Source organism: Rhizomicrobium sp. (genome assembly GCA_037200985.1).
Classification (GTDB): domain Bacteria; phylum Pseudomonadota; class Alphaproteobacteria; order Micropepsales; family Micropepsaceae; genus Rhizomicrobium.
Map to the genome: position 1 here is coordinate 2,559,583 of JBBCGJ010000001.1, position 25,422 is coordinate 2,585,004.

The following is a 25,422-nucleotide window of genomic DNA, read 5'->3' on the forward strand; positions in this document are numbered from 1 at the left end:
CGAGCATCGCGCAAGCGATGCGAGGGGAAGGGGACCCAGGCGGATAGACCGGGCCCGATCCATCCACCTGGGTCCCCTTCCCTCGCGCTCACTTCGTTCGCACTCGCCGGGGATGACAATTGGAATGACACTTTCCACCGGCCCCCTCTCCGGCATCCTCGTCATCGACCTCACCCGCGTGCTCGCCGGCCCCTTCGCCGCGCTCATGCTCAACGAGTTCGGGGCCCGCGTCATCAAAGTCGAACCGCCGAAGACCGGCGACGACAGCCGCCATATCGGCCCCTTCGTGACGACGCCGTCGGGCAAGGTGAAGTCCGGCTATTTCATGAGCGTCAACCGCGCCAAGGAATCCATCGCGCTCGACCTCAAGGCGCAAGGCGACCGCGCCATCTTCGAGGCCCTGCTCGCCCGCGCCGATGTGCTGATCGAGAACTACCGCGGCGGCACGATGGAGAAGCTCGGCTATGGCTATGAAGCGCTGAAGGACAAATATCCGAAGCTGATCTATTGCGGCGTCTCCGGCTTCGGCCACACCGGGCCTTACGCCGGGCGCCCCGCCTACGACATGGTCGTGCAGGCGATGGGCGGGGTGATGAGCCTGACCGGCCATCCGGACAGCCCGCCGACCCGCGTCGGTACCTCGACCGGCGATCTTTCCGCCGGGCTGTTCGCGACCATCGGCATCGTCACCGCGCTCTACGACCGCCGGAACACCGGCAAGGGTCAGAAGGTCGACATCTCCATGCTCGACAGCCAGGTCGCGCTTCTGGAGAACGCGATCTCGCGCTATGTCGCGACCGGCGAGCCGCCGGGCCGGCTCGGCAGCCGCCATCCCTCCATCGCGCCCTTCGCCGCCTTCGCGACGCGCGACGGCCACATCGCCATCGCCGCCGGCAATGACGAGCTGTTCGCCCGCGTCGCCCGCGTGCTCGGCCGCGACGACCTCGCCGCCGACGAACGCTTCGTGTCGAATCCCAAGCGGGTGCAGAACCACGAGGCGCTGCACGAGGCGATGGAGATCGCGCTCTCCGCCCATCCCTCGCAGCATTGGCTGGACGCGCTCGACGCGGCCGGCGTGCCTTGCGGCCCGCTCAACAATGTGGCGCAGGTCATGGCCGATCCCCAAGTGCTGTCGCGCAACATGATCGTCGAGACGCTCGACCCCGACCTCGGGCCGATCCGCATGCAGGGCAATCCGGTGAAGCTTTCCGGCCACGCGGATCCGAAAACGCGCGCCCATGCCCCCGAACTGGACGAGCACCGGCTGGCAATCCTGAAGGAGCTTGGGCTGGAGTGATCTCTCAGGCGCTGGGCTCGCCCCATCGGGTCTGCTTTGCATCGTCGGGATCCGGCGCCGGACAACTCTCCGTCGGCAGCGCCGTTTTGTGGTCGACAGCACAGCTGCATAGCCCGCATACATGACCCTCCCGGCCGGCCGAGAGCGCCAAAAGAAGATGCGAGCCGGGCTGCGTAAGATGCGGACAGCGCCGACAGGCGGCGCGCCGCCGTTCTCGTGAGGCGGCGTCGACCTCTCCAAACCCGGCCGCGGCCCAACGCGCGAGCGCCGTGGCTGCGCGAGCGATTAGCGTCGCGTTCGCCGGCGGTGCCCATTTCGGAAGCGGTCCTCGGCCTGCGGCGATCAGGTCGGTCAATCCCTCGGCATCGTCGCGCCGCCCAACGAGCGTGTGCAGGTAGAGCGAATCGGCGGCCGCGCGTTCGACGACCTGGGCCGGCAGCGGCGTCACGCCGAGCGCCCGCGAAATGTCCGCGGCCAGCTCGGCGAGCGCCGCGTCGCGCCTCGCCGTCAGGCCGTCACCATGTCGGTCATCGTGATCTGATATTGTTTGAGGCACCCTTCGACGAGGTCGTTGATCCGATTGTTGATCGCCGAGCACGGCACATACCAGGGGCTCTTGGTGCACTGGATGGACAAGGTCTGAGCGGCAGGAACGTAGTTCCACTTGATGGCGAAGCCGTCCTTCGACGCCGTCCCCGAATTGCTGTCGATGACGATGCCGTACTGCCGCTTCACCTCTTCCGTGCCGCACTCCCAGGCCTGCTGGGTCACGCCGTTAAACTTAAGCATCGCGCATGCAGACATGTGATCCTCCCCTTTCGCCTACCATGAATAGTACTGTAGATATTGAATTATATACTTCGGCTATCTTTAGTCAACTTTCTATTTTGAATCTATACTTGGAGGCGATGCCTATCGGGCGACGATTGCGCGGCCAGCGTTCGGCGCTATCTTGGCGCGGCAATCGACCGGAGCGATGCATGCTCGAACTGCGCCCCAATTGCGAATGCTGCGACAAGGATTTGCCGCCCGACGCGATGGACGCCCGCATCTGCACCTTCGAGTGCCGCGATGCTGGCAAAATATCCGCCTCGACCCGGCGCGTGCTGAAGCCGGAAGGCTGCACAAGGGCGGCGTGAGCGTTCAGCCTTTCATATCGGCGCCGACCGCGTCGGCGATCGTCGCCAGGCCGTCGCGTTCCAGGCACGCCAGCAATTCGCGCTTGATGCGCGCCACGAGTCCCGGCCCCCGATAGGCGAGCGCGGTGTAAAGCTGCACCAGGCTCGCGCCGGCGCGGATCTTGGCATAGGCCTCGGCGCCGCTCGAAACCCCGCCGGCACCGATCAGGGCGATCTTCGTCCGCCGCCGCATCTCGCGCAGGATGCGCGTCGAGGGCTCGAACAGCGGCGCGCCGGAAAGGCCGCCCTGCTCCTTCGCATGCGCGCTCTTCAGCGTCGCCGGCCGCGCGATGGTGGTGTTGGAGACGATCAGGCCTTCGATCGCCGCCTCGCCGATCACGGCCGCGATGTCGTCGAGCGCGGGATCGTCGAGGTCGGGCGCGATCTTGAGCAGGATCGGCTTGCGCAGCGACAGGCGCGTGCGCTCGCCGGTCAGGATGCCCAGCAGCCTTCCGAGCTCCTCGCGGTTCTGCAGGCCGCGCAGGCCCGGCGTGTTGGGCGAGGAGACGTTGACGGTGACGTAGTCCGCGAGCGGCGCCAGCGTCTCGAACGCGGCGCGATAATCCGCGATGCGGTCCGCCGAATCCTTGTTGGCGCCGATATTGATGCCGACGACGCCGCGCCCTGCCCGCGCGCCGAGCCGCGCCGCCGCCGCTTCCATGCCGGCATTGTTGAAACCCATGCGGTTGATGACGGCGCGATCCTCGGCCAGGCGAAACAGGCGCGGCCGCGGATTGCCCGTCTGCGGCCGGGGCGTGACGGTGCCGCATTCGACGAAGCCGAAACCGAACGTCGCCATCGCGTCGGGAACTTCGGCATCCTTGTCGAAGCCGGCCGCCAGGCCGATGGGATTGGCGAAGGCCAGGCCCAGCGCGGTCACGCGCAGACGCGGATCGTCGGGCGGCGCCGGCGGCAGCAGGGGAGCGAAAATTTTTGCCGCCGCGACGGTGGCGCGGTGCGCGGATTCCGGCGGGAAAGCCCGCAAAATCGCTGCCGCGGCGTCGAAGATCATCGTCCTTGCCCTCTAGACCGGACCGTGCTGGGAGTGGTAATTCCTACCATTAACTTATTTCTAGGAACAATTACCCGGTTTGCGGGACCAGCTTCTTACGGACGACCCCGATGCTGACCCATCATCAAATCTGGCACGCGATCGATGCGCTCGCCGCGCGCCACGGACTTTCGGCGTCGGGGCTGGCGAAGCTCGCCGGTCTCGATCCCACGACATTTAACAAGAGCAAGCGCGGCGGCGCCAACGGAAAGCTGCGCTGGCCGTCGACCGAGAGCGTGTCCAAGATTTTGAACGCGACCAGCGCCTCGCTCGAGGAGTTCGTGTCGCTGGTCAGCCAGGACGGCGCCTTGCGCCGCTCCTTCAGCCGCGCGGTCCCCCTGATCGGCCTCGCCCAGGCGGGCGCGCAGGGCTATTTCGACGACGCCGGGTTCCCGGTCGGCGCCGGCTGGGACGAGATCCCCTTTCCCGAGGTCGCCGACGAGCATGCCTATGCGCTGGAGATCACCGGCGAGTCGATGCAGCCCGTCTATCGCGACGGCGACCGCATCATCGTCTCGCCGGCGGCGAACGTCCGGCGCGGCGACCGCGTGGTGGTGCGCACCCATGCGGGCGAGGTGATGGCCAAGCAGCTCGCGCGGCATACCGCGCAGCGGATCGAGCTGCGCTCCTTCAACGCGGCGTTCGAGGATCGCAGCTTCGCGATCTCCGAGATCGCGTTCATGCACCGGATCATCTGGGCGAGCCAGTAACGGTTCAAAGCTGTCATGGCCGCTATAGCAGGCCATGCGGGCGATACGAGCGCGATGTCGAAATCCGAGGCTGGACGCTTTCCGCCCACCCGTCACGGATATCCCTGATACAGCCTTACTTTCGCGTTGAAGGTGCCGCGGTCGCCCTTGGCGAGGAGCCCGGCCAGTTCGGCGGCGCGGGCGCGGGCGAGGGTCTCGTAGGCCGTCGCGGGCTTCGTCTTCGCGACCCGCGCCAGGGCATCCTTGACCTCGCGGCTGAAGCGGTCGGCATCGTAGCCGGCGAGCGACAGCGCATATTGATAGCGCACCGAGAGATTGTCCGGCGCCGCCTTGAATGCCGCGGCGAAAGCGGCCAGCCCGTTGTCGATCGTCGCGCCATAGAGCCAGTTCGCGAGATAGTCGCCGCCGGTGCGCACGATCTCCACATTCCAGCCGCCGAGCGCCCCGAGCGCCCAGGGATTTTTCGCATCCAGAGCCAACGCCGCGTCGAGCTCCTCCTTGGCATGGCCGGGGTAGTTGTGCGCGCGCGCCCAGACCGGGCCGACGACCCGCGCTTCATAGCCCATCGCCACGGCGAGATAGACATGGGCGTCGGCGAGCTTGGGATCGGCGGCGGTCGCCTTGCGCGCCAGCGCTTCGGCGCGGCGCAGGCAATCGATGCAGGGCGCCGGCCGCGTCGTCGCGTCGGCGAGCGCGGCGCGGGCGGCCGCGAGAAAACCCTGCGCGGTGGCGGCGGCGGTACCGGTCTTTATCGCCTCGGCATAGTGCCCGGCGACGTAGAGGTCCCAAGGCGTCGGCGCCGCGTTGGCCGCCCGAGCCGGCAGCGCGACAAGCAGAAGCAGCGCGAATGCCAGCCTCTTCATGCCGCCTTCGAGAACTCCCCCGCCAATGCGCGGCGGATCAGGCCCGCGGTCTCGGCGCAGCCGAACAAGGCGGCAAAGGAGCCGAAGCGGGGGCCGGCGGACTGGCCGAACAAGACCTCGTAAAGCGCCTTGAACCAGTCGCGCAGCGGCTCGAACCGGTGCGCCTTGCCGATCTCGTAGACCACGTCCTGCACCTTGGCGCCGTCACGCTCGCCCGCCATCGCGTCGAAGCGCGCGGCGAGTTCGGTCATCGCGGCGCGCTCCTTGTCGGTCGGGGCGCGGTACTGCTTGGTCGGCTTGACGAAATCCTCGTAATAGCGGATCGCGAAATCGGCGAGATGGGCAAGGCCCGGATTGGCCTCGGGCGAGGCGTGCGGCGCATAGGCGCGGATGAAGCCCCACAGCACCTCGTGATTGTGGGCGTTCGACGCCGTCACCAGGGTGAGCAGAAGCGCGAAGGACACCGGATAGCGCTCCGCCGGCGGATGGCCGTTGTGGATGTGCCAGACGGGATTCTCCAGGCGCTCGGCCTCGCTGGTCTCGTTGGAGTGATATTTCTCCAGGAGGTCGATGTAATCGTCGACCGCCCTGGGGATCACGTCGAACGAGAGCCGCTTGGCGACGCGCGGCTTCTGGAACATGTAGAGCGCCAGGCTCTCGCGCGGCGCATAGGTCAGCCATTCGTCGATGGTCAGGCCGTTGCCTTTCGATTTGGCGATCTTCTGGCCTTTCTCGTCCAGGAACAGCTCGAACACGAAATGCTCGGGCGGGCGCGCGCCGGCGATGCGGCATATTTCGTCATAGAGCGGCTGCGACGGCAGGTGGTCCTTGCCGTACATCTCGTAATCGACATGCAGCGCGGCCCAGCGCATGCCGAAATCCGGCTTCCATTGCAGCTTGCAATGCCCGCCGGTGACCGGGACGGTCATTTCCGATCCGTCTTCCTCGATATAGGTGATGGTGCCCTTCGGCACGTCGCGCGCCACGACCTTGGCCAGGAGCACCTTGCCGGAGACCGGCGAAATGGGGAGGAACGGCGAATAGGTCTGCTGGCGCTCCTCGCCCAGCGTCGGCAGCATGACCTCCATCACGCGGTCGTAGTTCGCCAGCACGCGCAGCAGCGCGGCGTCATAGATGCCGGACTTGTACATCTCGGTGGCGCTGCGGAAATCGTAGTCGAAGCCGAAAGTGTCGAGGAACGCGCGCAACCGCGCGTTCATGTTGTGGCCATAGCTGTCATGCGTGCCGAACGGGTCGGGGATCGCGGTCAGCGGCTTGCCCAGATTGGCGGCCAGCATTTCGCGGTTCGGCAGATTGTCGGGAACCTTGCGCAGCCCGTCCATGTCGTCCGAGATCGCGATTAACCGGGTCTTAAGATCGCTCATCGTGTTGAAGGCATGGCGCACCCAGGTGGTGCGCGCGACCTCGCCGAAGGTTCCGATATGCGGCAGTCCGCTCGGGCCGTAGCCGGTCTCGAAGACGATCTCGTCGACCTTTTCCCCCGCGGCGCGGCGCTTTTCCACCCGCGCCACGAGCTTGCGCGCCTCTTCGAACGGCCAGGCGCGCGCGGCGGCGCCCAAATCGGGTCGAAATGGCACGGAGAGGCCGGAAGGCATTGAAATCGCTCACGCTTAATCGTTGGGAAAGGCCGAGGAAGCTAGGCTCCCCCCGGGAAGGCGTCAATGACCGGGGAACCACAGCCGGTGCGAGACAAGGGCGCGGTCTTCGCGGGCCGCATCGATATTCTCTTCGCACTCGGCCGACATTATCTGTCGCTGCCTTTCGCGGCGCTCTGCATACCCGCGACGCTGTTCGCGGGGCGCGAGCCCGGCTGGCTGCCGCTGATGCCGCTGGTGCTGCAGATCACCGTCGCGATCGCCGCCGAACAGCTCACCACCGCCTATCAGAAACGCGACCGGGGCGACGATCCGCATTTCTGGGCCTGGCGCTACACCTTCGTGTCGGCGATCGCCGGCGCGACCTGGGGCGTGGGCGTGCTGTTCTGGTTCGTGCCCAATTCGTTTCCGGCCGAGGCCTATCTCAGCCTCGCCTTCCTCGGCATGACGGCGACCGAATTCATCGCCCGTTCCGCCTATCGCCCCGCCTATTTCGCGCACGCGCTGTTCTCGCTCGGGCCGCTGGTCGTGGTGCTGTTCCTGGCGGGCGGGCTCTACCAGATCATGACCGGCGTGCTGGTGACGCTGTTCGGCGCGGTGCTGTTCACCTATTGCAACGGCATGGCGCGGCTGCTCGACGAGAGCATCTTCCTCAAGCTGGAAAACCTCGGCCTGGTAACGACTCTCTCCAACGAGAAGCAGGCGGCGGAGGCCGCGCGCGACGCGGCGCAGGCGAGCGGCCGGGTGAAGACCTCGTTCATCGCCAATATCAGCCACGAATTGCGCACGCCGCTGAACGCGCTGCTCGGCATGGCGCAGCTTCTCGACCGCGCCGAGCTCGACCGGCCGCATCGCGACCATGTGAAGGTCATGCTGGAGGCCGGCAAGGGGCTCCAGATGCTGCTCGACGACGTCATCGCCCTGTCGCGCGACGACAGCGAGGAGATGCCGGAGGAGGACAGCGATCCGGTGCAGGCGGCGCGCACCGTCGGACGGCTGCTCCAGCCGCGCGCCTGGGAGAAGCGGCTGCGGCTTACCGTTACCGCTCCTTCGAGTCTGCCGCATGTCGCGATCGACGGGCGGCGGCTGCGCCAGGCGCTGCTCAAGCTGGTCGACAATGCGCTGAAATTCACCGAGCGCGGCGGCGTCGAGATCCGCGCCGAGGCCGACGGCGAGGCAGTGCGCTTCTCAGTCATGGACACCGGCCAGGGCATCCCGCGAGAGGTGGGGCTGTCGCTGTTCAAGCCGTTCTCGCCCGGTGACGTCTCTTATGCACGGCGCCAGCAGGGCATGGGGCTGGGGCTCGCGGTGGTCAAGCGCGTGGTCGAATCCGCGCATGGCACGGTCGGCTTCGACAGCGTGCCGGGCGAAGGCGCGACCTTCTGGTTCTCGATTCCGGTCTCCGGCTCGGGCGGCTATGCCCATGACGGACGCTATGGCGACAATGCGGTGGCGCCGTCCAAGCATTCCTTTCTGGTCTTCACGCGCGACGCGGCGGTCGACACCAGGATCGCGCGCCAGCTCGAGCCCTTCGGCAACCAGGTGCAGTTCGCCGACAGCCTCGCCGACGCCATCGCGCAATCGGGGCGCGGCACGTTCGACGCGATCATCGTGAGCGCCACCGATGCCGACAATTGGGCCGCCGCGCCCGGCGTCAGCGCGCCGGTTCTGGCGCTTCTGTCGCGCGGCGAGCGCGCGCCTGCGACGGCGGCCGAGGTCCTGCGCTGGCCGGCGAGCCCGCAGGAGCTGTTCGCCGTGCTGGCGGCGCTCGACGAGCGCAGCCGGAAGGACAGCGACGCGAAGGCCGAGCCGGAGCCCGAGGAATTGGCACCGATCGACGCCGACGCCTTCGCCGCGCTGGAAAAATCGGTCGGCGTGAAATCGCTTCTGGAAATCCTGCAATCCTATATCGAGAATGCCGAGCTTCTGTGCAACGGCCTGTCCGAGGCGTGTGCCGCGGAGCGCTGGGAGGATGCCGGCCGGCTGGCGCAGGACATCGCGGGCGCGGCCGGCGGGCTCGGACTGATCGCGGTGACCGCGGCGGCGCGCGGCTTCACCCAGAAGAGCCGCAATGGCGAGAACGCTCCCGAACTGTTGAGCGCCGCGCAGGCGGTCGTCGGCGAGCAGATGCGCGCCAAGCAGGCGCTGAGCAGCCTCTATCCGGATCTGGTGGCCTGAATAACCTGCCCCTCTGTGGGGAGGTCGAAAAACATCGAGCGAAGCGATGATGTTTTTCGGATGGGGGACGGTGCTGGGTGCCCCGCACCGTCCCCCGCCCGAAAAATCGCTACGCGATTTTTCGACCTCCCCGCAGAGGGGAGGTTAGAGTGCGTTCATGTCGACCTCCCCGATTCCCGCGCGCGAATGGCGCCGCCTCCCCGCGCTTGTGCCCGCGCCGGGCGGGGCGGTCGTCTGCGACGCCGACGGCGACTGCAAGCGCGTCTCGCTGGACGAAGCGCGGCGGCTGTTCCGCTCGGGCAATGCGCTGATCGCACACGCCGCCTTCGTGTCCGGACGGCTGAAGACCCCGCCGGCGGCGGCGCTCTACGACGTGCTGGAACTGTTCGCCTTCGTACGGCCGGGCGCGCCTTTCATTCCGAGCGCGCTGGGGCTGGCGCGCGCCATGGGCCTTCTCATCCCGCACGGGCCTGACGAACAGGCGAGCGCGCTGCGCGAGACCGCGACCGGCCTGATCGATCTCTTGCATCACGCGCCGGAGCCGGCGCGCGTGAACATGCGCGCCCTCGCCGGAACGATGGAGCGCGCCGGCTGGCGCTGGGCGCGGCCGATCCTCGACGTGCTGGGCGAGCCGGAGGGCAAGCCGGCACCCATCGCGGGCATGGAGACGTGGCGCGGCCTTCCCGAATGGGAAGACAGCGCTGCGCCCGACAAGCCGGGCTCCCTGCCGGTGACGCCGGACGAGGCGCGCCATCGCCTCGCGCAACTCGTGGGCCGCATGGGCGAGCTCCGCCCCGAACAGGAGGCCTATACCGACGCCGCGTCCTACGCCTTCGGGCCGCGCGAGACGGCTGGGTCGCCCAAGATCGCTCTCGTCGAGGCGGGCACGGGAATCGGCAAGACGCTGGGCTATCTCGCGCCGGCCAGCGTGTGGTCGGAGAAGAACGGGCCTGGCCTTTGGATCTCGACCTATACCCGCAACCTCCAGCGCCAGATCGTGCAGGAGATCGGCCATCTCTATCCCGATCCCGAGGAGCGCGCCGAGAAGGCCGTGGTGCGCAAGGGCCGGGAGAATTATCTCTGCCTCCTGAACTTCGAGGAAGCGGCCAAGCGGACCGCGCTGGCGCCGGGACAGCGCAGCGTGGCGCTCGGGCTGATCGCCCGCTGGGTCGGCGTGACGCCGGACGGCGACGTGTCGGGCGCGGGGTTTCCCGCCTTCCTCGGCGCGTCCTTGCCGCTCAGCGAAGTCACCGACCGGCGCGGCGAATGCGTCTATGCCGCCTGCCCGCATTACCGCACCTGCTTCATCGAGCGCGCCATCCGCCGCGCGCGCCACGCGCCGATCGTGGTCGCGAACCATGCGCTCGTCATCGCGCAGGCCTCGCAGGACTGGCTCGCGACCGACGAGACGACCGATACGCCACCCGAGCGCCGCGTGCGCTATGTGTTCGACGAGGGCCATCACCTGTTCGACGCGGCCGACAGCGGCTTCGCGCCGCTGGTCTCCGGCATGGAGATGCAGGACTTGAGGCGCTGGATCCGCGGCCCGGAGGGCCGCGCGCGATCGCGCATGCGCGGCCTTCAGGAACGCCTGCGCGATCTCACCCAGGACGATCCCGCGGCGCAGAGCGCGCTCGACGAGTGCATCAGCGCCTCCGGCGTGCTGGCGGGCGAAGGCTGGATGTCGCGGCTGCATGGCGGCGGGCCGCGCGGCCCGGGCGAGACGTTCCTCGCCGCCGCCTATCAGCATGTGCGGGCGCGCAGCGCCGACGCCGACAGCTTCTACACGCTGGAGGCCGATACGCAGCCGCTCGGTGACGAGCTCATCGCCGCGGCGCGCGAGCTGTCGCGCGGGCTCAAGCGGCTGGCGGCGCCCTTGATCCGCCTGGCGGCGCTCCTGAAAAAGCAGATAGACGCGCTGAGCGAGGATCTGGAGACCTATTCGCGCGCCCGCATCGAGGCGGCGGCGCGCGGGCTGGTGTGGCGCGGCAAGTTCGTCGTGCCGACATGGATCGCGATGCTCGACGCGCTCGAGGGCGAGCGCGGCGCCGAATTCGTCGACTGGTTCGAGATCGCGCGCGAGGACGGGCGCGACTTCGACGTCGGGCTGGAACGGCACTGGATCGACCCGACCATTCCGCTCGCGAACCATGTGCTGGCGCCGGCGCATGGCGCGCTGATCACCTCGGCCACCTTGCGCGACATCGGCGAAGGCGTGGACGATTGGCAGAGCGCCGAAGTGCGCACCGGCGCCGGCCATCTGCCCGAGCCGCCCAGGCGCGCCAGCTTCGGCTCGCCGTTCAAATACGCGCAGCAGGCGCGCATCTTCGTGGTGAAGGACGTCAACCGGCGCGACGCCGACCAGGTCGCGGCCGCGTTCCGCGAGCTGTTCCTGGCCGCCGGCGGCGGGGCGCTCGGCCTCTTCACCGCGGTTCGTACGCTGCGCGCGGTGGAGCAGCGGATCGCCGCGCCGCTGGCGGATGCGGGCGTGACGCTCTATGCCCAGCATGTCGACAAGCTCGACACCGGTGCGCTGGTCGATCTGTTCCGTGCCGAGGAGAACGCCTGCCTGCTCGGCACCGATGCGTTGCGCGACGGCGTCGACGTGCCGGGGCGCTCGCTGCGCCTGGCGGTGTTCGACAAGGTGCCGTGGCCCAAGCCGACCATCCTGCACAAGGCGCGGCGGGCGCGCTTCGGCAAGGGCTATGACGACCTTCTGACCCGCTTCCGGCTGAAGCAGGCCTTCGGCCGGCTGATCCGCGGCGAGGGCGACAAGGGCTGTTTCGTGATCCTGGAAGGCGCGACGCCGACGCGGCTCCTGAGCGCCTTCCCGCCCGACGCGCCGGTCAAGCGCTGCGGTCTGGCCGAAGCGATTGGGGATATAAGGGCGTTTCTGGGCGAGGAGAAGTGATTGCCGGCGATTGTCCGCTATAGTTCGCATATGTCGAACCAAGCACATTCGTTTCCTCCCCCGCTGTTGCGGGGGAGGTGGCACGCCGTAGCGCAGCGGAGGCGTGACGGAGGGGGCCCCCTCCGCCTCGCTCCGCTCGGCACCTCCCCCGCAACGGCGGGGGAGGAAAGGACGTCTCCATGACCCAGCCCGACGACAGCCTGTTCGGCGATACCGAAACCGACTCCTATGGCCGCCACTCCACCGGCATCCTGCCGAGCCATGTGCTGCGCCGGCTGATCCGGGCGCGCCGCGAGATCATCGCGACCGAGGACATCGAAGAAAGCCAGATCCAGCCGGCCAGCATCGACCTGCGGCTCGGGCCGGTGGCGTGGCGGGTCCGCGCCAGCTTCCTGCCCGGCCCGCACGCGACGGTGCAGGACAAGCTCGCCTCGGTCTTCATGCACGAGATCGACCTCAGCAGGGGCGCGGTGCTGGAGACCGGCTGCGTCTACATCGTGCCGCTGCTCGAAGTCGCCGATTTTTCCGCCCGCGTCTCGGGCACCGCCAATCCGAAGAGCTCGACCGGCCGCATCGACGTCTTCACGCGGCTGATCACCGACCGCGCCCAGGCCTTCGACCGCATCGAGCCGGGCTATCGCGGCCCGCTCTTCGCCGAGATCAGCCCGCGCACCTTCCCCGTCCTGGTGCGCAAGGGATCGAAGCTGAACCAGCTGCGCATCCGCCGCGGTACGCCGCAATTCACCGACACGCAGCTGCGCCGTCTCAACGCCGAGAGCCCGCTGGTCAGCGGCGCGGCCGACATCGACAACGGGCTGGCGCTCTCCATCGATCTGAAGGGCGAAGCCGGCCCGCGCATCGGCTGGCGGGCCAAGCGGCATACCGGCGTGATCGACGTCGACAAGCGCGCCGCGCTCGCCGCCCACGAGTTCTGGGATTCGATCGAGGCCAACGAGGCCGGCAACCTCGTCCTCGATCCCGACGAGTTCTACATCCTGGTCAGCCGCGAGGCGGTCGCCATCCCGCCGGACTACGCCGCCGAGATGGTGCCGTTCAATCCGCTGGTGGGCGAGTTCCGCGTCCACTATGCCGGCTTCTTCGATCCCGGCTTCGGCTATGAGCCCGGGCGGCCGCCCTCGGCGCGCGGCGTGCTGGAGGTGCGCTCGCGCGAGGTTCCGTTCATCCTGGAGCACGGGCAGGTCATCGGCAGGCTGGTGTTCGAGCGGCTGACCGACCCGCCGCCCGAAATGTACGGTGCCGGACTGGGCTCGCACTACCAGGGCCAAGGCCTCAAGTTGTCGAAGCATTTCCGCCAACCGTGAGCGGAACTTTGTGACTGCTCCGTCACCGAGATTGTTGCTGCAAATCAACAGCCGGACTTTATGCGCATGACAGCCATGCGCGCCCGTTGCGTCGGACACCGCTCCCGGCACAGTTAGCACGCCGCGGGTCCGAACGGCTTGGGGGTCAAGCCTCGCGGTTGACTAGGGTCCGCATTGAAGGGGGCAGCGTGAGGCGGTTACGGCGCGGAAGTGCCGGCCGCCTCATGATTTTCCAGGCCCACGCATTCCCGCCACGATCCCGGCTAGAATGGGCGCGAGACCCGCTCGAGATCCATCCGTATGCGCATCGTCCTGACAGCCTTGTTCCTGTGCCTGGCGTGGCCGGCGCTGGCCGAGACAGCCCCGCTTAACCCATATTGGGGCGTGATCTTCCCTGCGGAGCAGGCGCCGGCGCTGGCGCGGCAATGCTCGCGCGCCACGCCGCGGGCGGAAGGCGCCTGGCAGCCCCTGCCGTCCGACATTGCCAAGCTGGAGCCCGGGCTGACGCGCATCCTGGTGGACGCGAAGGTCCAGCCGGGCGCCTATTATCGCCAATATGGCGGGCTGACCGTAGGCGGGCGCCACATCGTCTATGTGAACGGCGCCCGCAACGCGATCGTGCATGGCGACTGGCGGACGAACGCGATCTCGATCTGCGACGGCGGGGCGCTGGCCTTCGGCGTGGAATACGATCCGGCGACGGGCGCCTTCTCGCATTTCGCGTTCAACGGCCAGCTATAGCCGGCCGCCTAGTCGTCGCTGTCGTCGTCGCCGTTGCGATCGTCCTGGTGCAGCGGCCGGGGCGGGCCGTTTTGGTTGTCATAGGCGCCGGAGCGATCGTCGTTCCGATAGCCGTCGCGGTCGCGATAGGAATCGTCCCGGTCGCGATAATAGTCGTCGCGGTCGCGGTGGTTGTCGCTCGTCGCGGCGATGATGCCGAGCGCGAGGAAGCCGAGCCCCACGCCAAGCGCGACGTCGCCGCCGCCGCCATGGTGATGGTATCCGCGGCCGTGCCAGCTGCCGCCGCCATGCCAGCCGCGCGCCTCGGCCGCGGTCGAGCCCAGAAGAGTGAGCGCCAGGGCGGCGCAGATGATCCGTTTCATGGTTTTCCAGCCCGTCTATGGCGCGTCATTGCGCCTTCGGAGCGGACCATGACGCGCGACGGATGAACCCAAGCTGAACCGAATGTGCGGCGATTGCGGCCGGTCATCCGCCGGGAAAACGCCAAAGAAAAAGGCCCGGCAGCGGCCCGAGGCCGCCGCCGGCGCCCATCAATCTTCTTCCCACGTCAGTCGGACGGATTGAGGTTCCAGACATAGACGGGGCTGCCGTCGGACCTGAAGGTCGTGAAGTCCGCCGGCTCGCCTTCCGGGCACGTCGTGTCCTTCGAGCCGGTGAAGAAATCATAGGGACCGGGATATTCGACGCACTGCTTGATGTCGCTGCCCCAATAGGATTCCGAATCGCCCTTCACCTCGGCGCGCGCATAGAAGGTGTAATTGTTGGTCCGGAAGATATCCTCGCACTGGCCGGCACGGACCTGGGTCCATCCCTTGTTGCGCCAGTCGGCGCCGCCGATCGGAATGAAGCTGGAAGCGACCATCACGGTCGTGTCGGTATGGTTGCAGGCGCGAAGCGTGACGGTGCGGGCCGCGGCGGGCGAGGCCATCGCCATAGCGGCCAGTCCGGCGATCACGAGCGCGATCGCCATGCCAAATTTCCTTGCGAACATCGATTACCCCTTACTGTGGCGGTCCCGGAGGTCGATTCCCGGGACATGACAAAAAGTTTAGAACATCGACGCCAGTCAGGCTAGATGGGTTTTGCGGCTGGAATTTGACTGACATGGCCGACGTCGCGTTGACGGTGCGTGCGACGACGCCTTCGCAACTGCAGCGCATGCAAGACCGTCTATGGCGACGTCAGATCAGTCCGCCATGGCTGCGCAGGACGGCCGTGGCGCGGGCCGCGGTCTCGCGCACGCCCTGGCGCAGGCGGCCGATCGTAATCACCGATTGTACGGTCGGGGCGTACTCGCCCGGAAGCGCGGCGCGGATCGCGACCACCGCGCCGGCGTCGATCATCACGGTCGAGCCGTCCGGCCGCGTCAGCGGCGCGAGCGCGTGGCGCGAGCCGGCGCGATAGCGCACGCCGGTGCCCAGAATGCTGGCGATGTCGCGGACGTAATTCGCGGTCTCGTCCGGTACGGGCTCGTGCAGGGCCGCGTGCGCGGCGAGCATGCCGGGCCCGTCATTGTAAGCCGCGAACATGGTGGGATAGCCGTACTGGCGATAGAGCGCGCTCAGATAGGCGGCGCCGGCGAGCACATTGTCGCGCGGATCGAACGGATCCTTGCCCAGGCGGTTCGCGGCGCGCATCTCGGTCCAGGTCTGCGGCATCAGCTGCATCAGCCCCATAGCGCCGGCGCTGGAGACGATCGGCTTGTTCTCGCCGAGCATGGTGCGCCCGCCGCTCTCGATCAGCATCACGGCGCGGATCCATTGCCCGTTGACGTCGAAGCGGCGCGAGGCTTCGCGGATATAGGGCGTCCAGCGGTCCATGAGCTGGCGCGACGACATCGCCTGTTCGAGCGCAAAGGCCGATGGCGGCGCCGGCTTGGCAGGCATGGGCTTGGCAGGCATGGGCTTGGCAGGCATGGGCCCGGCGGCGGATGACGGGCGCGCGGCGAGGCGCTTGACCGGCGCGGCGCGGTGCAGGGCGGGCTTCGCAGCGATGTGCGGCGCGGCTGCCCGGTGGTCGAGAATCAATCCGGCGGCAAGAGCGGCGGCGAGGACGGCAACCGCAAGGAGGGTCGGCGGGACGGCGGCCGCGCGTTCGCTCCAGCTCCGCAGGCTCGCATCGCGAAATGCCATGGCGCTTTCAATCCGAGATGCCGCGCGAACGCCCGGGCGCAAAGGTAGTCATGCGGGCCCGCCGGTTCAAGCAAGCCGGATGAGCGTCAGAAATTGGTTTCCGCGATCAGCCGGTTCAGGTCGTCGGTCTCGAAATCGATCGGGACAGCGCCGTAGCGGCCCTTGATGTTGTTGACGAGATAGTCGGTGAGATGCGGATTGACGTAGTTCGCCGTGGTGGAGGGCGCGCTGCCAGCGCCGTTGCCGCTGCCGTAATTGGCGTAGAAATAGCGCGTGTTCTTCTTCTTGGCCTCGTCGAGCAGCGCCTTCATGGCGTTCCACTTGTTGCCGCGAGCGAATACCGTCGCGACCTTCCACTGGTCCTGGATCTTGAGCGGCACGGTCGCGTCGATGGTGAAGGTCTTGTCGTCCTCGTAGGGATGCGCCTTGAGGCCCGGCACCGCGCCCTTGGTATCGGTGTCGAAGCGGCGATAGAGGACGATCTTGCCCCGCACGTCCTTCATCTTCGGCATCGTGTCGTTCAGCCACCAGCGCGCCCGGCAATCGTAGCGGTCGAGGGTCGGCGAGAGGAAACTGGCCGCCCCTTGCCCAGGGGCCGGCGTTCCGAAGATATTCACTCACTCGCTAGTAAATATTGACGGGCCCGCCGGTTCGGCCTCATATTGCGGAAAAATCGACGTCCACGCCGACGTCGAAGGGAGGTATCCGGTGGCAGGCAAGACCGTCGCGCTCGCACTCAGGCGGGCTTCGCTTCGCGCCGCCGCCGCAGACCGAGCCTCTGAGTGGTGACCACAGACAAATCCCCGACCTTGGCGGCCAGCCAGGCCGACATCGCGCCGGCGCCGGCCGCCATCCCCGGCGCCCGCGCCTGGGTCGTGCTCGGCATGCTGTGCTTCGTCTATGTCCTGAACTTCCTGGACCGGTCGCTGCTGTCGATCCTCGCCAAGCCCATCCAGGACACGCTGCATGTCTCCGACGGACAGCTCGGCCTGATCGGCGGCCTCTATTTCGCGCTGTTCTACTGCTTCATCTCGATTCCCGTCGGCTGGATCGCCGACCGGACCAACCGGGTCTGGATCCTCGCGCTGGCCTGCGCGCTGTGGAGCGCGGCGACGATGGCCTGCGGCCTCGCCGCGAACTACGCGCAGCTCGTGGCGGCGCGGATGACGGTCGGCATCGGCGAAGCCGGCGGCGTGCCGCCCTCCTACGCCGTCGTCTCGGACTATTTCCCGCCGGGCCGCCGCGGCACGGCGCTCGCCATCTACAATCTCGGCCCGCCCATCGGCGCTGCCCTGGGCGTCGCCTTCGGCGCGTCCATCGCCGCGGCCTATAGCTGGCGCGACGCCTTCATCGTGCTGGGATCGGTCGGCCTCTTCGCCGCGCTGCTCGTCCTGCTGATCGTGCGCGAGCCGCCGCGCGGCGGCCTCGACAAGCCCGCCGTCGCCGGCGAGCCGGGTTTCGGCGCCGCGGCGTCCACCTTCCGGCAGACGATCGCGATGTTCTTCTCGAAGAAGGCGCTGGTGCTGGCCGCGCTCGGCAGCGGCGCCACGCAGATCATCACCTACGGCTCGGGCAATTTCTCGACGCTCCTGCTCATGCGCGAAAAGGGGATGACGCTCGCCGAAGTCGCCCTCTATTCCGCGCTGGTCGTGGGCATCGCGATGAGCGCCGGCATATTCGTCTCGGGCCGCGTCATCGACCGCTTCACGGGGCGCTCGAAGCAGGCCTATGCCCTGGTTCCCGCGGCGTCGCTGGCACTGGCCGTGCCGTTCTATCTCGGCTTCGTATGGGCGCCCACCTGGCAGGTGGCGCTTCTCTTCCAGATCGGCCCGACCTTCTTCAACTTCTTCTATCTCTCCTCCTCGGTCACGCTCGTGCAGGAAGAGGTGCGTCCGGATCAGCGCGTTCTTTCCGGCGCTCTGCTGCTCCTGATCATGAACCTGATCGGCATGGGCGTCGGCCCGGCCTATGTCGGCGCGATGAGCGATTTCCTCCATGCCGGTCATCCGCAGCATTCGCTGCAGCTCGCCTTCTATACGCTGGTGCCGTTCTACGCCCTGGCGATCGGGCTGTTCCTGTGGCTGGCGCAGGTGCTTCGCCAAGAGGCCCGGACAAGCGGAACGGAGCGCCCATGATCGGCTTGCGTCGTATCGTCCTTTGCGTCGCCGCGATGGCCGGCCTTGCCGCATCTTCTCCCTCGCGCGCCGAGGATGCGCTGGTCGTCGACGCACCCGCCGGTCAATTGCAGGGCCGGATCGAAGGCGCGCTGCACGTGTTCAAAGGCATACCCTTTGCGCTGCCGCCGGTGGGATCGCTGCGCTGGAAACCGCCGGCGCCGATGGAACGCTGGAACGGCGTACGGAGCGCGACGGCCTATGGTCCCGAATGCGTCCAGCCGCAATCCGCGCTTTCGACCATCTACACCGAAGACCCCGCGCCGATGAGCGAGGATTGCCTGACGCTCAATATCTGGGCGCCCGCCGACGCGCGCAACGCGCCGGTCTTCTTCTGGATCTATGGCGGCGCCCTCTGGGGCGGGGCGAGCCGCCAGGTGATGTATGACGGCGCCCGGCTGGCGGCGCGCGGCGTCGTCGTGGTCACGATCAACTACCGGCTCGGAGTTCTGGGCTGGCTGGCGCATCCGGAGCTGAGCGCCGAATCGCCTCTCGGCCTGTCGGGCAATTACGGCCTCTTAGACCAGATCGCGGCGCTGCGCTGGGTCAAAACCAATATCGGCGCCTTCGGCGGCGATCCTTTGAACGTGACCATCGCCGGCGAGTCGGCCGGCGGCCTCAGCGTCATGTACCTCATGGCTTCGACCGAAGCGCGCGGCCTCTTCGCGAAGGCGATCGCGCAGAGCGCGTATATGGTCTCCACGCCCGAGCTGCGACAGAGCCGGTATGGCTGGCCGGCCGCCGAACAGAGCGGTTTGGCTCTCGCATCCGCGGTCCACGCGCCGAACATCGCCGCGCTGCGTGCGATGAGCGCGGAGGCGCTGACCGCGGGCGCCGCGGCGGCCGGGTTCGCGCCGTTCGGCGCGGTCGACGGACATGTCCTGCCGGCGCAGCTCGTCGATGTCTTCGACAGGGGCGAGCAGGCCCATGTGCCGATCCTGGCGGGATTCAATGCCGGCGAAATCCGCTCCCTGACCGTCCTGGCGCCGCCGACGCCCGCGAGCCCGGCGGACTACGAGAAGACCATTCGGGAGCGCTATGGCGACCTGGCGGACGCCTTCCTGAAGCTCTATCCGAGCTCCGACATGCATGAGAGCATCCTGGCGACGACCCGCGACGCCCTCTATGGCTGGACCGCCGAGCGGCTTGTCCGCAAGCAGGCCGCGCTCGGCCTGCCCTCCTATCTCTACTTCTTCGACCACGGCTATCCGGCGGCCGATAACGCCGGCCTGCACGCGTTCCACGCCAGCGAACTGCCCTATATGTTCGGCGCGCTCGACCGCACGCCGGCGCGCTGGCCGAAGATGCCGGCGACGGCGGCGGAGGCCGGCCTCTCCGACGCGATGGTCGGCTATTGGACGAGCTTCGCCCGCGCCGCAAAGCCCGAGGCCGCGGGCGCGCCGGCCTGGCGGCCTTACGACTCGGCGGGCGCCTATATGGATTTCACCGACGCCCCGCACCCGTCGGATCGTCTGCTGCCCGGAATGTACGCGCTGAACGAAGAGGTCGTCTGCCGGCGCCACGCCGCCGGCAATCTCGGGTGGCACTGGAACGTCGGTCTGGCCGCGCCACCGCTCCCCGAACCGAAGGCCGGCTGCCGGGAGTAGCCCCATGAATATCTCCGAATTCAAACTGGCCGCCGCAGACTTCGGAATATTCGGCCGGGGATTGCAGCGCCCGGAATGCGTCTGGGTCGGCGCCGACGGCGTCTGGGCGTCCGACGCGCGCGGCGGCGTATCCCGCGCGAGAGACCATGGCGATCCCGAACTGCTCGGCTCGGGAATCGCCGAGCCCAACGGCTTCAGCCGCAGGGCCGACGGCAGCTTCGTCGTCGCGGGGCTGGGCGACGGCGGGCTGCACCGGATCGCGCCCGGCGGCGAGACGCGCAAATTGCTCGACGGCTTCGACGGCAAGCCGCTCGGCACCGTCAACTATGCCTGGGCGGACGGGCCGGACCGTATCTGGCTTTCGATGATGACGCGCGCCCCGCGATGGGATGCCGCGCTCACCACGCCGGTTCGCGACGGCTATATCCTGCGCGTCGAGGGCGACGGCGCGCGCTGCGAGATCGTCGCCGACGGGCTGGATCTCACCAACGAGGTCAAGGTCTCGCCCGACGGACGCCATCTGTATGCGGCCGAAACGCTCGGATGCCGGATCGCGCGCTTCCCGATTCGTTCCGACGGCACGCTGGGCGACAAGGAGATCGTGGGCCCGCCGAGCCTCGGCCGCGGCGCGTTCCCGGACGGCTTTGCCTTCGATCCCTTCGGCAATGTCTGGGTGACGCTGATCGGCCAGAACGGGTTGTGCGCGATCGACCGTCGGGGCGACCTGCATCTCGTCTTTCGCGACATGAACGCGGCGGCGGTCGAGGCCATGGCCGCCGGCGTCGAGCAGCGCAACGGCACCGTCGATCATCTCGTGGCCTGCGCGCCGGAAAGCGGCCCCTTGCGGCTGCCGACCAGCCTGGCCTTCGGCGGACACGACGGCCGCACGGCCTATGTCGGCTCGCTGCTCATGCCGCATCTGGCGACGTTCCGGCTGCCCGAGAGCCTCGAATAGCGGGCCTATCGGTCCTTCAGCGCCAGAAAGCCGGCGGCCATGAAATCCGCCATGCGTGCCTTCACCGCTTCGAAATCGTCGGAGCGGCACACGCCGTTCGAGAGGCGGTCGAGCCGGCCGCTGCGCGCCAGGGAATGCATCAGGCTGCCGGTCACGAAGTGATAGCCCCAGAAGATGTCCTTCTTGGACACGCCGGGCAGCGCCTTCTTGAGGATTTCGATCAGGCGGAGCACGACGGGATCGAAATGCTCGTCGAACAGGCTGGCGCCTTCCGGCGTGTTGGCGAGCTGGGCGCAGAACGCGGCGTAATTCCGCCAGCCTTCGCCGCCCTCGATATACAAGTCGAAATCGGTATCCAGGAACACGTGGAGCGCGCCTTCCACTGTCGGCTTGCCCGCCGCGCGCTTTTCGTATTCGTCCAGCGCCTTCATGCGGCGGTCGCTCGTGATCCCGGCGCGCCGGGCGAAGACGGCCTTGAACAGCGCCAGCTTGTCCTCGAAATAATAGTGCATCAGCGAGGTGTGGACGCCGACCTTCAGGGCCACGTCGCGCAGCGTCACGACGTGCAGGCCATGCTTCGAGAACAGAAGCTCGGCCGCATCCATGATCTGCTCCAGCGTCTCGGCGCGCTGCTCGGCCTTCGTCCGGGGCGCCTTCCTGGACGTTCTTTCTCGCGGAAGCTTCGCCAAGGGTTTCGTCATCGCTCCGGCCATCATTGCGTGCGTCGGACGACACATGCCAGCCCGGCCGGATGGCCCATACCGCCCGCCTAGGCCCTAGCGTATTCCGCGCGAAGACGATTCTTGTCAATTTTTCCGGTGGCCGCCAGTGGCATATGCGCCACCTGAATCACCCGATCGGGTATCCACCAGTCGGCGACGTTGCCGCGAAGCGCGTCGAGCAGCGATGTGTCGTCGATGGTCTGGTTCTGCTGGAGTTCGACCACCAGGACCGGACGCTCGCCCCATTTCGGGTCGGCCTCGCCGATGACGGCGACGAGGCCCACGCCGGGCAGCCGCCCGACGATGGTCTCGATCTCCGCCGGATTGATCCACTCGCCGCCCGACTTGATCAGGTCCTTGGAGCGGCCCGAGATCGTCAGATTGCCGGCATCGTCGATGCTGGCGAGGTCGCCGGTGTCGAAATAGCCCTCGGCGTCGAGCGCGTCCGCCTCGGCCTCGAAGTAGCGGTCGACGACGCTGGCGCCCTTCGCCTTCAGATGTCCGGTGACGTTCCGCTGCCGCGGCAGGGTCGCGCCGGCGGCATCGGTAAGCTTCAGGTCGAGCCCGACCGGCGGGCGGCCGGCGCCCACGGCCCGCGTTTTCGCGCGCGCGGGCGCGATCGTGCCGAGCGGCGACAGCTCCGTCATGCCCCAGCTGGTCTGCACGCGCGCGCCGAGCCGTTCCTCCATCCGCCGGATCAACGCGTCCGGACAGGCGGAGCCGCCGATCAGCACGCGCTCCAGCGTGGGAACGTCGCCGCCGGTCGCGTCGAGATGGTCCAGCAGGCCCTGCCACACCGTCTGCACGCCGGCCGCGACCGTCACCCCTTCGTCGCGGATAAGCTTCGCCAGATGCGCCCCGTCGGCCTGGCGGCCGGGCAGGACGAGCTTGGCGCCGGCCGCCGGCGCGGCGAAGGGAAAGCCCCAGGCATTCGCATGGAACATCGGCACGGCGACGAGAACGGAGTCGGCCGCGGTCAGCGCGAAGGCGTCGGCCTGCAAGGCGCGCAGCGTATGCAGGTAGTTGGAGCGATGCGTATAGAGCACGCCCTTGGGCGCGCCCGTCGTTCCGGAGGTGTAACAAAGCCCCGCGGCCGTCTCTTCGCCGAAATCGCCCCAGCGCGCCTCCGCGCCCAGCTCGGCAAGCAACGTCTCGAACGCAAAGGTGCGGCGGCCCGCGATGGCGCGCGGTCCGGCCGGCGCGCCGTCCAGATACACGACGGCCTCGATGCCCGGACAATGGAATGCCAGTTCGAGCGCCAGATCCGTGAGCCCGGCGCCGACGGCGAGCACGCGGTCCTGCGCCTCGTTCGCCATCGCGGCCAGATGCGCGACGGTCAAACGCGGGTTGAGCGTGTGGCACACCAGCCCCGCGCCCATGACGGCATAATAGGTTTCGAGATGGTGCTGGGTGTTCCAGGCAAGCGTCGCGACCCGGTCGCCGGCCCGCAACCCAAGGGCGGCCAACGCGCCCGACAAGCGGTTGCTGCGGGCTCTCAGCGCGGCATAGCCGATCCGGCCGGTTCCGGCGGTGACGACCTGCGCGTCTCCCGACCACTTGGCGGCGTGGTCGAGGAATTTGTCCAGCGTGAGCGCGTAAGCTTGCATGAGCCTGAATGGGACCGAAAAAGCGCGGCCGCCGGCTGGCCCCAACAGCCGGCGGCCGCCGCGAATGCCGCGTCAGAACACCTTCATGACGCGAATGCCGAACTGGCGCGGCGAGCCGGCGAAGCGCAGCGGATAGAGAAGCGCCGCTTCGTAATGCTGGTCGGTCAGGTTGGTGCCGTAGAGCGTCACGACGTAGTCGTTGTGCGCCCATTCGAGCTGGGCGCCCAGAAGATCGCGCGGCGAAAGCTTGTCGCCCAGCGAGGCCACGTCGAAGATCGTCGCCCACTGTCCGGACACGTGTCCGAAATTGGCCCGCGGCGTCAGCTTGTCGCCGTTCTCGAGGTCGAACTGGTACTGGAGGTTGACGTCGAACGAGACGCTGGGCGCGTAGCTCAGCGGCTTGTCCTTCAGGTTGACGCAATTGGGCGTCGCGGGGCCGGTCGCCGGATCGCACACCGCGCCGCTGCCGCCGGGCCGCGAGTCCACGGCATAGAAAGTGCCGAGCGATGAGTGGTTCAGGCCGAGGCCCAGGCCGAACGACAATTTGTCGAACACCGCCTCGATCTCGCCTTCCAGGCCGTAGACCTTGGTCGTGTTCGGATCGTTGACCTCGGTCAGGAAGCCGGAGACCGGCAAGGTGAGGGCCGGATAGGAGACCGTCACGATGAAGTCCTTGTAGTCGTTGTAATAGGCGTCGAGCGTCGAGCGCACATGGCCGCCGAACAGGGTGGCCTTCCAGCCGCCCTCGTACTCCGTCACCTTCTCGGGCCCGAACGGTTCGGGCTGGGCGACGGTGTAGATCGGCGGGTTCAGGCCGCCGGGCTTGTAGCCGGTCGCGACGAAGGCATAGAGGAAGTTGTTGTCGTTGACCTGCCAGTTGATCGAGCCCTTGTAGGTGAAGGCATAGGACTTGGCGAAGGCGTGCTGGTTGATGACCGTGCCGTACTGGTTCCACGTCACGTCGTTGGTGGTGCGGTTATAGGAATAGCGCGCGCCGAACTGGATCTGCAGGTTGTCCAGGATCTTGTAGCCGACCTGTCCGAAGCCGGCGAAGGACATCTGCGGGTTCTTGCCGAACAGCGTCGAATCCAGCACGCCGTGCGGCACGCCGGTATAGAACTTGCCCGGCGGGAAATTGTAGATGTCGGACTGCCCGAACGCACCCAGGATCCAGTTGAAGCGTCCCTCGTCGGGCGAGATCAGGTTGATCTCTTCGGAATAGATCGTCTCGTCGACATGGTCGAAGAACGTCCAGTTGTTCGGGAACGGCGGGGCGTAGTTGATCGCGCCGTAATCCGTGCCGTCGAGATCGGTCAGCCAGTTGGTGTTGCCGAACTGGTAGCCGGACACCGAGCGCAGCGTGATGCCGCCCGGCAGGACGTAATCGACTTTCAGGATCGCGCGGCTGAACCGGTCGGTCGCCGACATCGGCGCGTTGGCCGAGATGTGATAGATGTCGGAATAGAGCGGGTTGGGCGTCGCGCTGCCGAAGGGAAGCGTCTTGAACCCCTCGTAGAACGGGCTCGCCGGATAGGCGCCGTTGTCGAGATAATCCGCGTCGTATTTGAACGACACCGTCAGCGCGTCGCTGGGCTTCCACAGCACGCTGACGCGCCCGGCGCCCCAGCGCTCGTCGCCCGGATTGTAGCCCGCCTTGCAGCCCGCGTATTTCTGGCCCGGGCAGTTGTCGGCCGGATCGGCATCGCGGATGCTGAAGAAGCTGCCCCGCGCCTCGCCGAAGGCGGCGACGCGGACCGCAAGCGTATCGTCGATCGGGATGTTGACCGCGCCCTGAAGCTGGCCGTCGGAATAGTTGCCGAAGCTGCCCATGACATAGCCGTCATAGCCGCCGCCGATGACGGGATCGTTCGAAGTGACGAACACCGCGCCGCCGGTCGCGTTCTGGCCCACGAAGGTGCCCTGCGGGCCGCGCAGCACCTGGACGCTGGAGATATCGTAATAGGGTTCTTCCTGCATGTAGCCGGGGAAGGTCGGCACCGCGTCGCGATAGGTGATCACGCCGGTCAGGGTCTGGGTGTTGTGCTCGCCCTTGCCGATGCCGCGGATGTTGAAGTCGATGCCCTGGCCGAAATTGTTGATCACCACGCTGGGCGAAACGAATTGCAGGTCGTCGACCTTCAGGACGCCCTTGTTCGCGATGTCGCTCCCGGTCAGCACGTCGGCCGAGATCGGCGTCGTCATCAGGTTTTCCGACCGGCGCTCCGCCGTCACGACCACCGTCTCGATGGTGCCGCTCGACGCGCTGTCGGACGAGTCGGCCGCCGCCGCCGGCGCGTGGACCGCACCGCAGCAAACAAGCGCCAGAATGGACGTGGAAAGGCTTAACGCGCGCCTCAT

General features: G+C 67.7%; 21 protein-coding genes. 10 read left to right on the top strand and 11 right to left on the bottom strand.

Annotation, left to right across the window (positions count from 1 at the left end):
* The first annotated feature begins 124 nt into the window (after window positions 1-124).
* Entirely contained in the window at window positions 125-1,297 is a 1,173-nt protein-coding gene (locus WDN01_12565) for a CoA transferase (GenBank protein ID MEJ0026852.1), read from the top strand.
* Window positions 1,298-1,804: 507 nt separating this feature from the next.
* On the opposite strand, the gene WDN01_12570 is transcribed toward WDN01_12565, so the two are convergent.
* Complete coding sequence (locus WDN01_12570; GenBank protein ID MEJ0026853.1) at window positions 1,805-2,101, bottom strand: hypothetical protein; 297 nt, start codon at window positions 2,099-2,101, stop codon at window positions 1,805-1,807.
* Window positions 2,102-2,277: 176 nt separating this feature from the next.
* On the opposite strand from WDN01_12570, the gene WDN01_12575 reads away from it, so the two are divergent.
* Window positions 2,278-2,436 (top strand): DUF1272 domain-containing protein, encoded by a 159-nt coding sequence (locus tag WDN01_12575; protein MEJ0026854.1) that lies wholly within the window; start codon window positions 2,278-2,280, stop codon window positions 2,434-2,436.
* Between the two features lie 4 nt (window positions 2,437-2,440).
* On the opposite strand, the gene WDN01_12580 is transcribed toward WDN01_12575, so the two are convergent.
* A complete protein-coding gene (locus WDN01_12580; GenBank protein MEJ0026855.1) occupies window positions 2,441-3,487 on the bottom strand; it encodes a quinone-dependent dihydroorotate dehydrogenase in 1,047 nt (348 codons plus the stop codon).
* Between the two features lie 110 nt (window positions 3,488-3,597).
* On the opposite strand from WDN01_12580, the gene WDN01_12585 reads away from it, so the two are divergent.
* Window positions 3,598-4,236, top strand: coding sequence for a helix-turn-helix transcriptional regulator (locus WDN01_12585; protein ID MEJ0026856.1), 639 nt, complete (start codon window positions 3,598-3,600; stop codon window positions 4,234-4,236).
* A 92-nt stretch (window positions 4,237-4,328) separates the two neighbouring features.
* Here the strand turns inward: WDN01_12585 and WDN01_12590 are convergent, their stop codons facing one another.
* A complete protein-coding gene (locus tag WDN01_12590) occupies window positions 4,329-5,099 on the bottom strand; it encodes a hypothetical protein (GenBank protein ID MEJ0026857.1) in 771 nt (256 codons plus the stop codon).
* Window positions 5,096-6,697 (bottom strand): lysine--tRNA ligase, encoded by a 1,602-nt coding sequence (locus WDN01_12595; protein ID MEJ0026858.1) that lies wholly within the window; start codon window positions 6,695-6,697, stop codon window positions 5,096-5,098. The genes WDN01_12590 and WDN01_12595 overlap by 4 nt, the downstream gene beginning before the upstream one ends.
* Window positions 6,698-6,781: 84 nt before the next feature.
* Here WDN01_12595 and WDN01_12600 point away from each other — a divergent pair, with 84 nt between their 5' ends.
* The 4 genes from WDN01_12600 to WDN01_12615 all read left to right on the top strand — a co-directional run bounded on the left by WDN01_12600 (window position 6,782) and on the right by WDN01_12615 (window position 13,867).
* The gene (locus WDN01_12600; GenBank protein ID MEJ0026859.1) at window positions 6,782-8,893 is read left to right on the top strand and encodes an ATP-binding protein; all 2,112 of its coding nucleotides are present in this window, start codon (window positions 6,782-6,784) and stop codon (window positions 8,891-8,893) included.
* A gap of 157 nt (window positions 8,894-9,050) precedes the next feature.
* Window positions 9,051-11,804, top strand: a complete 2,754-nt coding sequence (locus WDN01_12605) for an ATP-dependent DNA helicase (GenBank protein MEJ0026860.1) — start codon at window positions 9,051-9,053, stop codon at window positions 11,802-11,804.
* Window positions 11,805-11,983: 179 nt separating this feature from the next.
* Window positions 11,984-13,126 (top strand): 2'-deoxycytidine 5'-triphosphate deaminase, encoded by a 1,143-nt coding sequence (locus tag WDN01_12610; protein ID MEJ0026861.1) that lies wholly within the window; start codon window positions 11,984-11,986, stop codon window positions 13,124-13,126.
* A gap of 300 nt (window positions 13,127-13,426) precedes the next feature.
* Entirely contained in the window at window positions 13,427-13,867 is a 441-nt protein-coding gene (locus tag WDN01_12615) for a hypothetical protein (protein ID MEJ0026862.1), read from the top strand.
* Between the two features lie 8 nt (window positions 13,868-13,875).
* On the opposite strand, the gene WDN01_12620 is transcribed toward WDN01_12615, so the two are convergent.
* From WDN01_12620 to WDN01_12635, 4 genes are all read right to left on the bottom strand, one after another.
* A complete protein-coding gene (locus WDN01_12620) occupies window positions 13,876-14,229 on the bottom strand; it encodes a hypothetical protein (GenBank protein MEJ0026863.1) in 354 nt (117 codons plus the stop codon).
* Window positions 14,230-14,414: 185 nt separating this feature from the next.
* Window positions 14,415-14,837: a DUF1036 domain-containing protein gene (locus tag WDN01_12625; GenBank protein ID MEJ0026864.1), complete on the bottom strand. Its 423-nt coding sequence runs from the start codon at window positions 14,835-14,837 to the stop codon at window positions 14,415-14,417.
* A 211-nt stretch (window positions 14,838-15,048) separates the two neighbouring features.
* A complete protein-coding gene (locus tag WDN01_12630) occupies window positions 15,049-15,999 on the bottom strand; it encodes a lytic transglycosylase domain-containing protein (protein ID MEJ0026865.1) in 951 nt (316 codons plus the stop codon).
* An 86-nt stretch (window positions 16,000-16,085) separates the two neighbouring features.
* Entirely contained in the window at window positions 16,086-16,616 is a 531-nt protein-coding gene (locus tag WDN01_12635) for a hypothetical protein (GenBank protein ID MEJ0026866.1), read from the bottom strand.
* Between the two features lie 165 nt (window positions 16,617-16,781).
* Between WDN01_12635 and WDN01_12640 the strand changes: the two genes are divergently transcribed.
* The 3 genes from WDN01_12640 to WDN01_12650 are packed head-to-tail and all read left to right on the top strand — an operon-like array spanning window position 16,782 to window position 20,735.
* Entirely contained in the window at window positions 16,782-18,134 is a 1,353-nt protein-coding gene (locus WDN01_12640) for an MFS transporter (protein ID MEJ0026867.1), read from the top strand.
* Window positions 18,131-19,780: a carboxylesterase family protein gene (locus WDN01_12645; GenBank protein MEJ0026868.1), complete on the top strand. Its 1,650-nt coding sequence runs from the start codon at window positions 18,131-18,133 to the stop codon at window positions 19,778-19,780. Before WDN01_12640 ends, WDN01_12645 begins: the two co-directional genes overlap by 4 nt.
* A gap of 4 nt (window positions 19,781-19,784) precedes the next feature.
* Entirely contained in the window at window positions 19,785-20,735 is a 951-nt protein-coding gene (locus WDN01_12650; protein ID MEJ0026869.1) for an SMP-30/gluconolactonase/LRE family protein, read from the top strand.
* 5 nt (window positions 20,736-20,740) lie between these two features.
* Here WDN01_12650 and WDN01_12655 read toward each other — a convergent pair whose 3' ends face one another.
* From WDN01_12655 to WDN01_12665, 3 genes are all read right to left on the bottom strand, one after another.
* Window positions 20,741-21,436: a TetR/AcrR family transcriptional regulator gene (locus WDN01_12655; protein MEJ0026870.1), complete on the bottom strand. Its 696-nt coding sequence runs from the start codon at window positions 21,434-21,436 to the stop codon at window positions 20,741-20,743.
* A gap of 68 nt (window positions 21,437-21,504) precedes the next feature.
* Window positions 21,505-23,064, bottom strand: coding sequence for an AMP-binding protein (locus WDN01_12660; GenBank protein MEJ0026871.1), 1,560 nt, complete (start codon window positions 23,062-23,064; stop codon window positions 21,505-21,507).
* Window positions 23,065-23,136: 72 nt separating this feature from the next.
* Complete coding sequence (locus tag WDN01_12665) at window positions 23,137-25,422, bottom strand: TonB-dependent receptor (GenBank protein ID MEJ0026872.1); 2,286 nt, start codon at window positions 25,420-25,422, stop codon at window positions 23,137-23,139.

Coding starts and splice junctions, on each gene's coding strand:
- WDN01_12650 (MEJ0026869.1), top strand. CDS start 19,785: ATGAATATCTCCGAATTCAAACTGGCCGCCGCAGACTTCGGAATATTC.
- WDN01_12600 (MEJ0026859.1), top strand. CDS start 6,782: ATGACCGGGGAACCACAGCCGGTGCGAGACAAGGGCGCGGTCTTCGCG.
- WDN01_12660 (MEJ0026871.1), bottom strand. CDS start 23,064: ATGCAAGCTTACGCGCTCACGCTGGACAAATTCCTCGACCACGCCGCC.
- WDN01_12580 (MEJ0026855.1), bottom strand. CDS start 3,487: ATGATCTTCGACGCCGCGGCAGCGATTTTGCGGGCTTTCCCGCCGGAA.
- WDN01_12665 (MEJ0026872.1), bottom strand. CDS start 25,422: ATGAGGCGCGCGTTAAGCCTTTCCACGTCCATTCTGGCGCTTGTTTGC.
- WDN01_12655 (MEJ0026870.1), bottom strand. CDS start 21,436: ATGACGAAACCCTTGGCGAAGCTTCCGCGAGAAAGAACGTCCAGGAAG.
- WDN01_12645 (MEJ0026868.1), top strand. CDS start 18,131: ATGATCGGCTTGCGTCGTATCGTCCTTTGCGTCGCCGCGATGGCCGGC.
- WDN01_12575 (MEJ0026854.1), top strand. CDS start 2,278: ATGCTCGAACTGCGCCCCAATTGCGAATGCTGCGACAAGGATTTGCCG.
- WDN01_12625 (MEJ0026864.1), bottom strand. CDS start 14,837: ATGGCGATCGCGCTCGTGATCGCCGGACTGGCCGCTATGGCGATGGCC.
- WDN01_12565 (MEJ0026852.1), top strand. CDS start 125: ATGACACTTTCCACCGGCCCCCTCTCCGGCATCCTCGTCATCGACCTC.
- WDN01_12630 (MEJ0026865.1), bottom strand. CDS start 15,999: ATGGCATTTCGCGATGCGAGCCTGCGGAGCTGGAGCGAACGCGCGGCC.
- WDN01_12585 (MEJ0026856.1), top strand. CDS start 3,598: ATGCTGACCCATCATCAAATCTGGCACGCGATCGATGCGCTCGCCGCG.
- WDN01_12605 (MEJ0026860.1), top strand. CDS start 9,051: ATGTCGACCTCCCCGATTCCCGCGCGCGAATGGCGCCGCCTCCCCGCG.
- WDN01_12610 (MEJ0026861.1), top strand. CDS start 11,984: ATGACCCAGCCCGACGACAGCCTGTTCGGCGATACCGAAACCGACTCC.
- WDN01_12620 (MEJ0026863.1), bottom strand. CDS start 14,229: ATGAAACGGATCATCTGCGCCGCCCTGGCGCTCACTCTTCTGGGCTCG.
- WDN01_12615 (MEJ0026862.1), top strand. CDS start 13,427: ATGCGCATCGTCCTGACAGCCTTGTTCCTGTGCCTGGCGTGGCCGGCG.
- WDN01_12570 (MEJ0026853.1), bottom strand. CDS start 2,101: ATGTCTGCATGCGCGATGCTTAAGTTTAACGGCGTGACCCAGCAGGCC.
- WDN01_12590 (MEJ0026857.1), bottom strand. CDS start 5,099: ATGAAGAGGCTGGCATTCGCGCTGCTTCTGCTTGTCGCGCTGCCGGCT.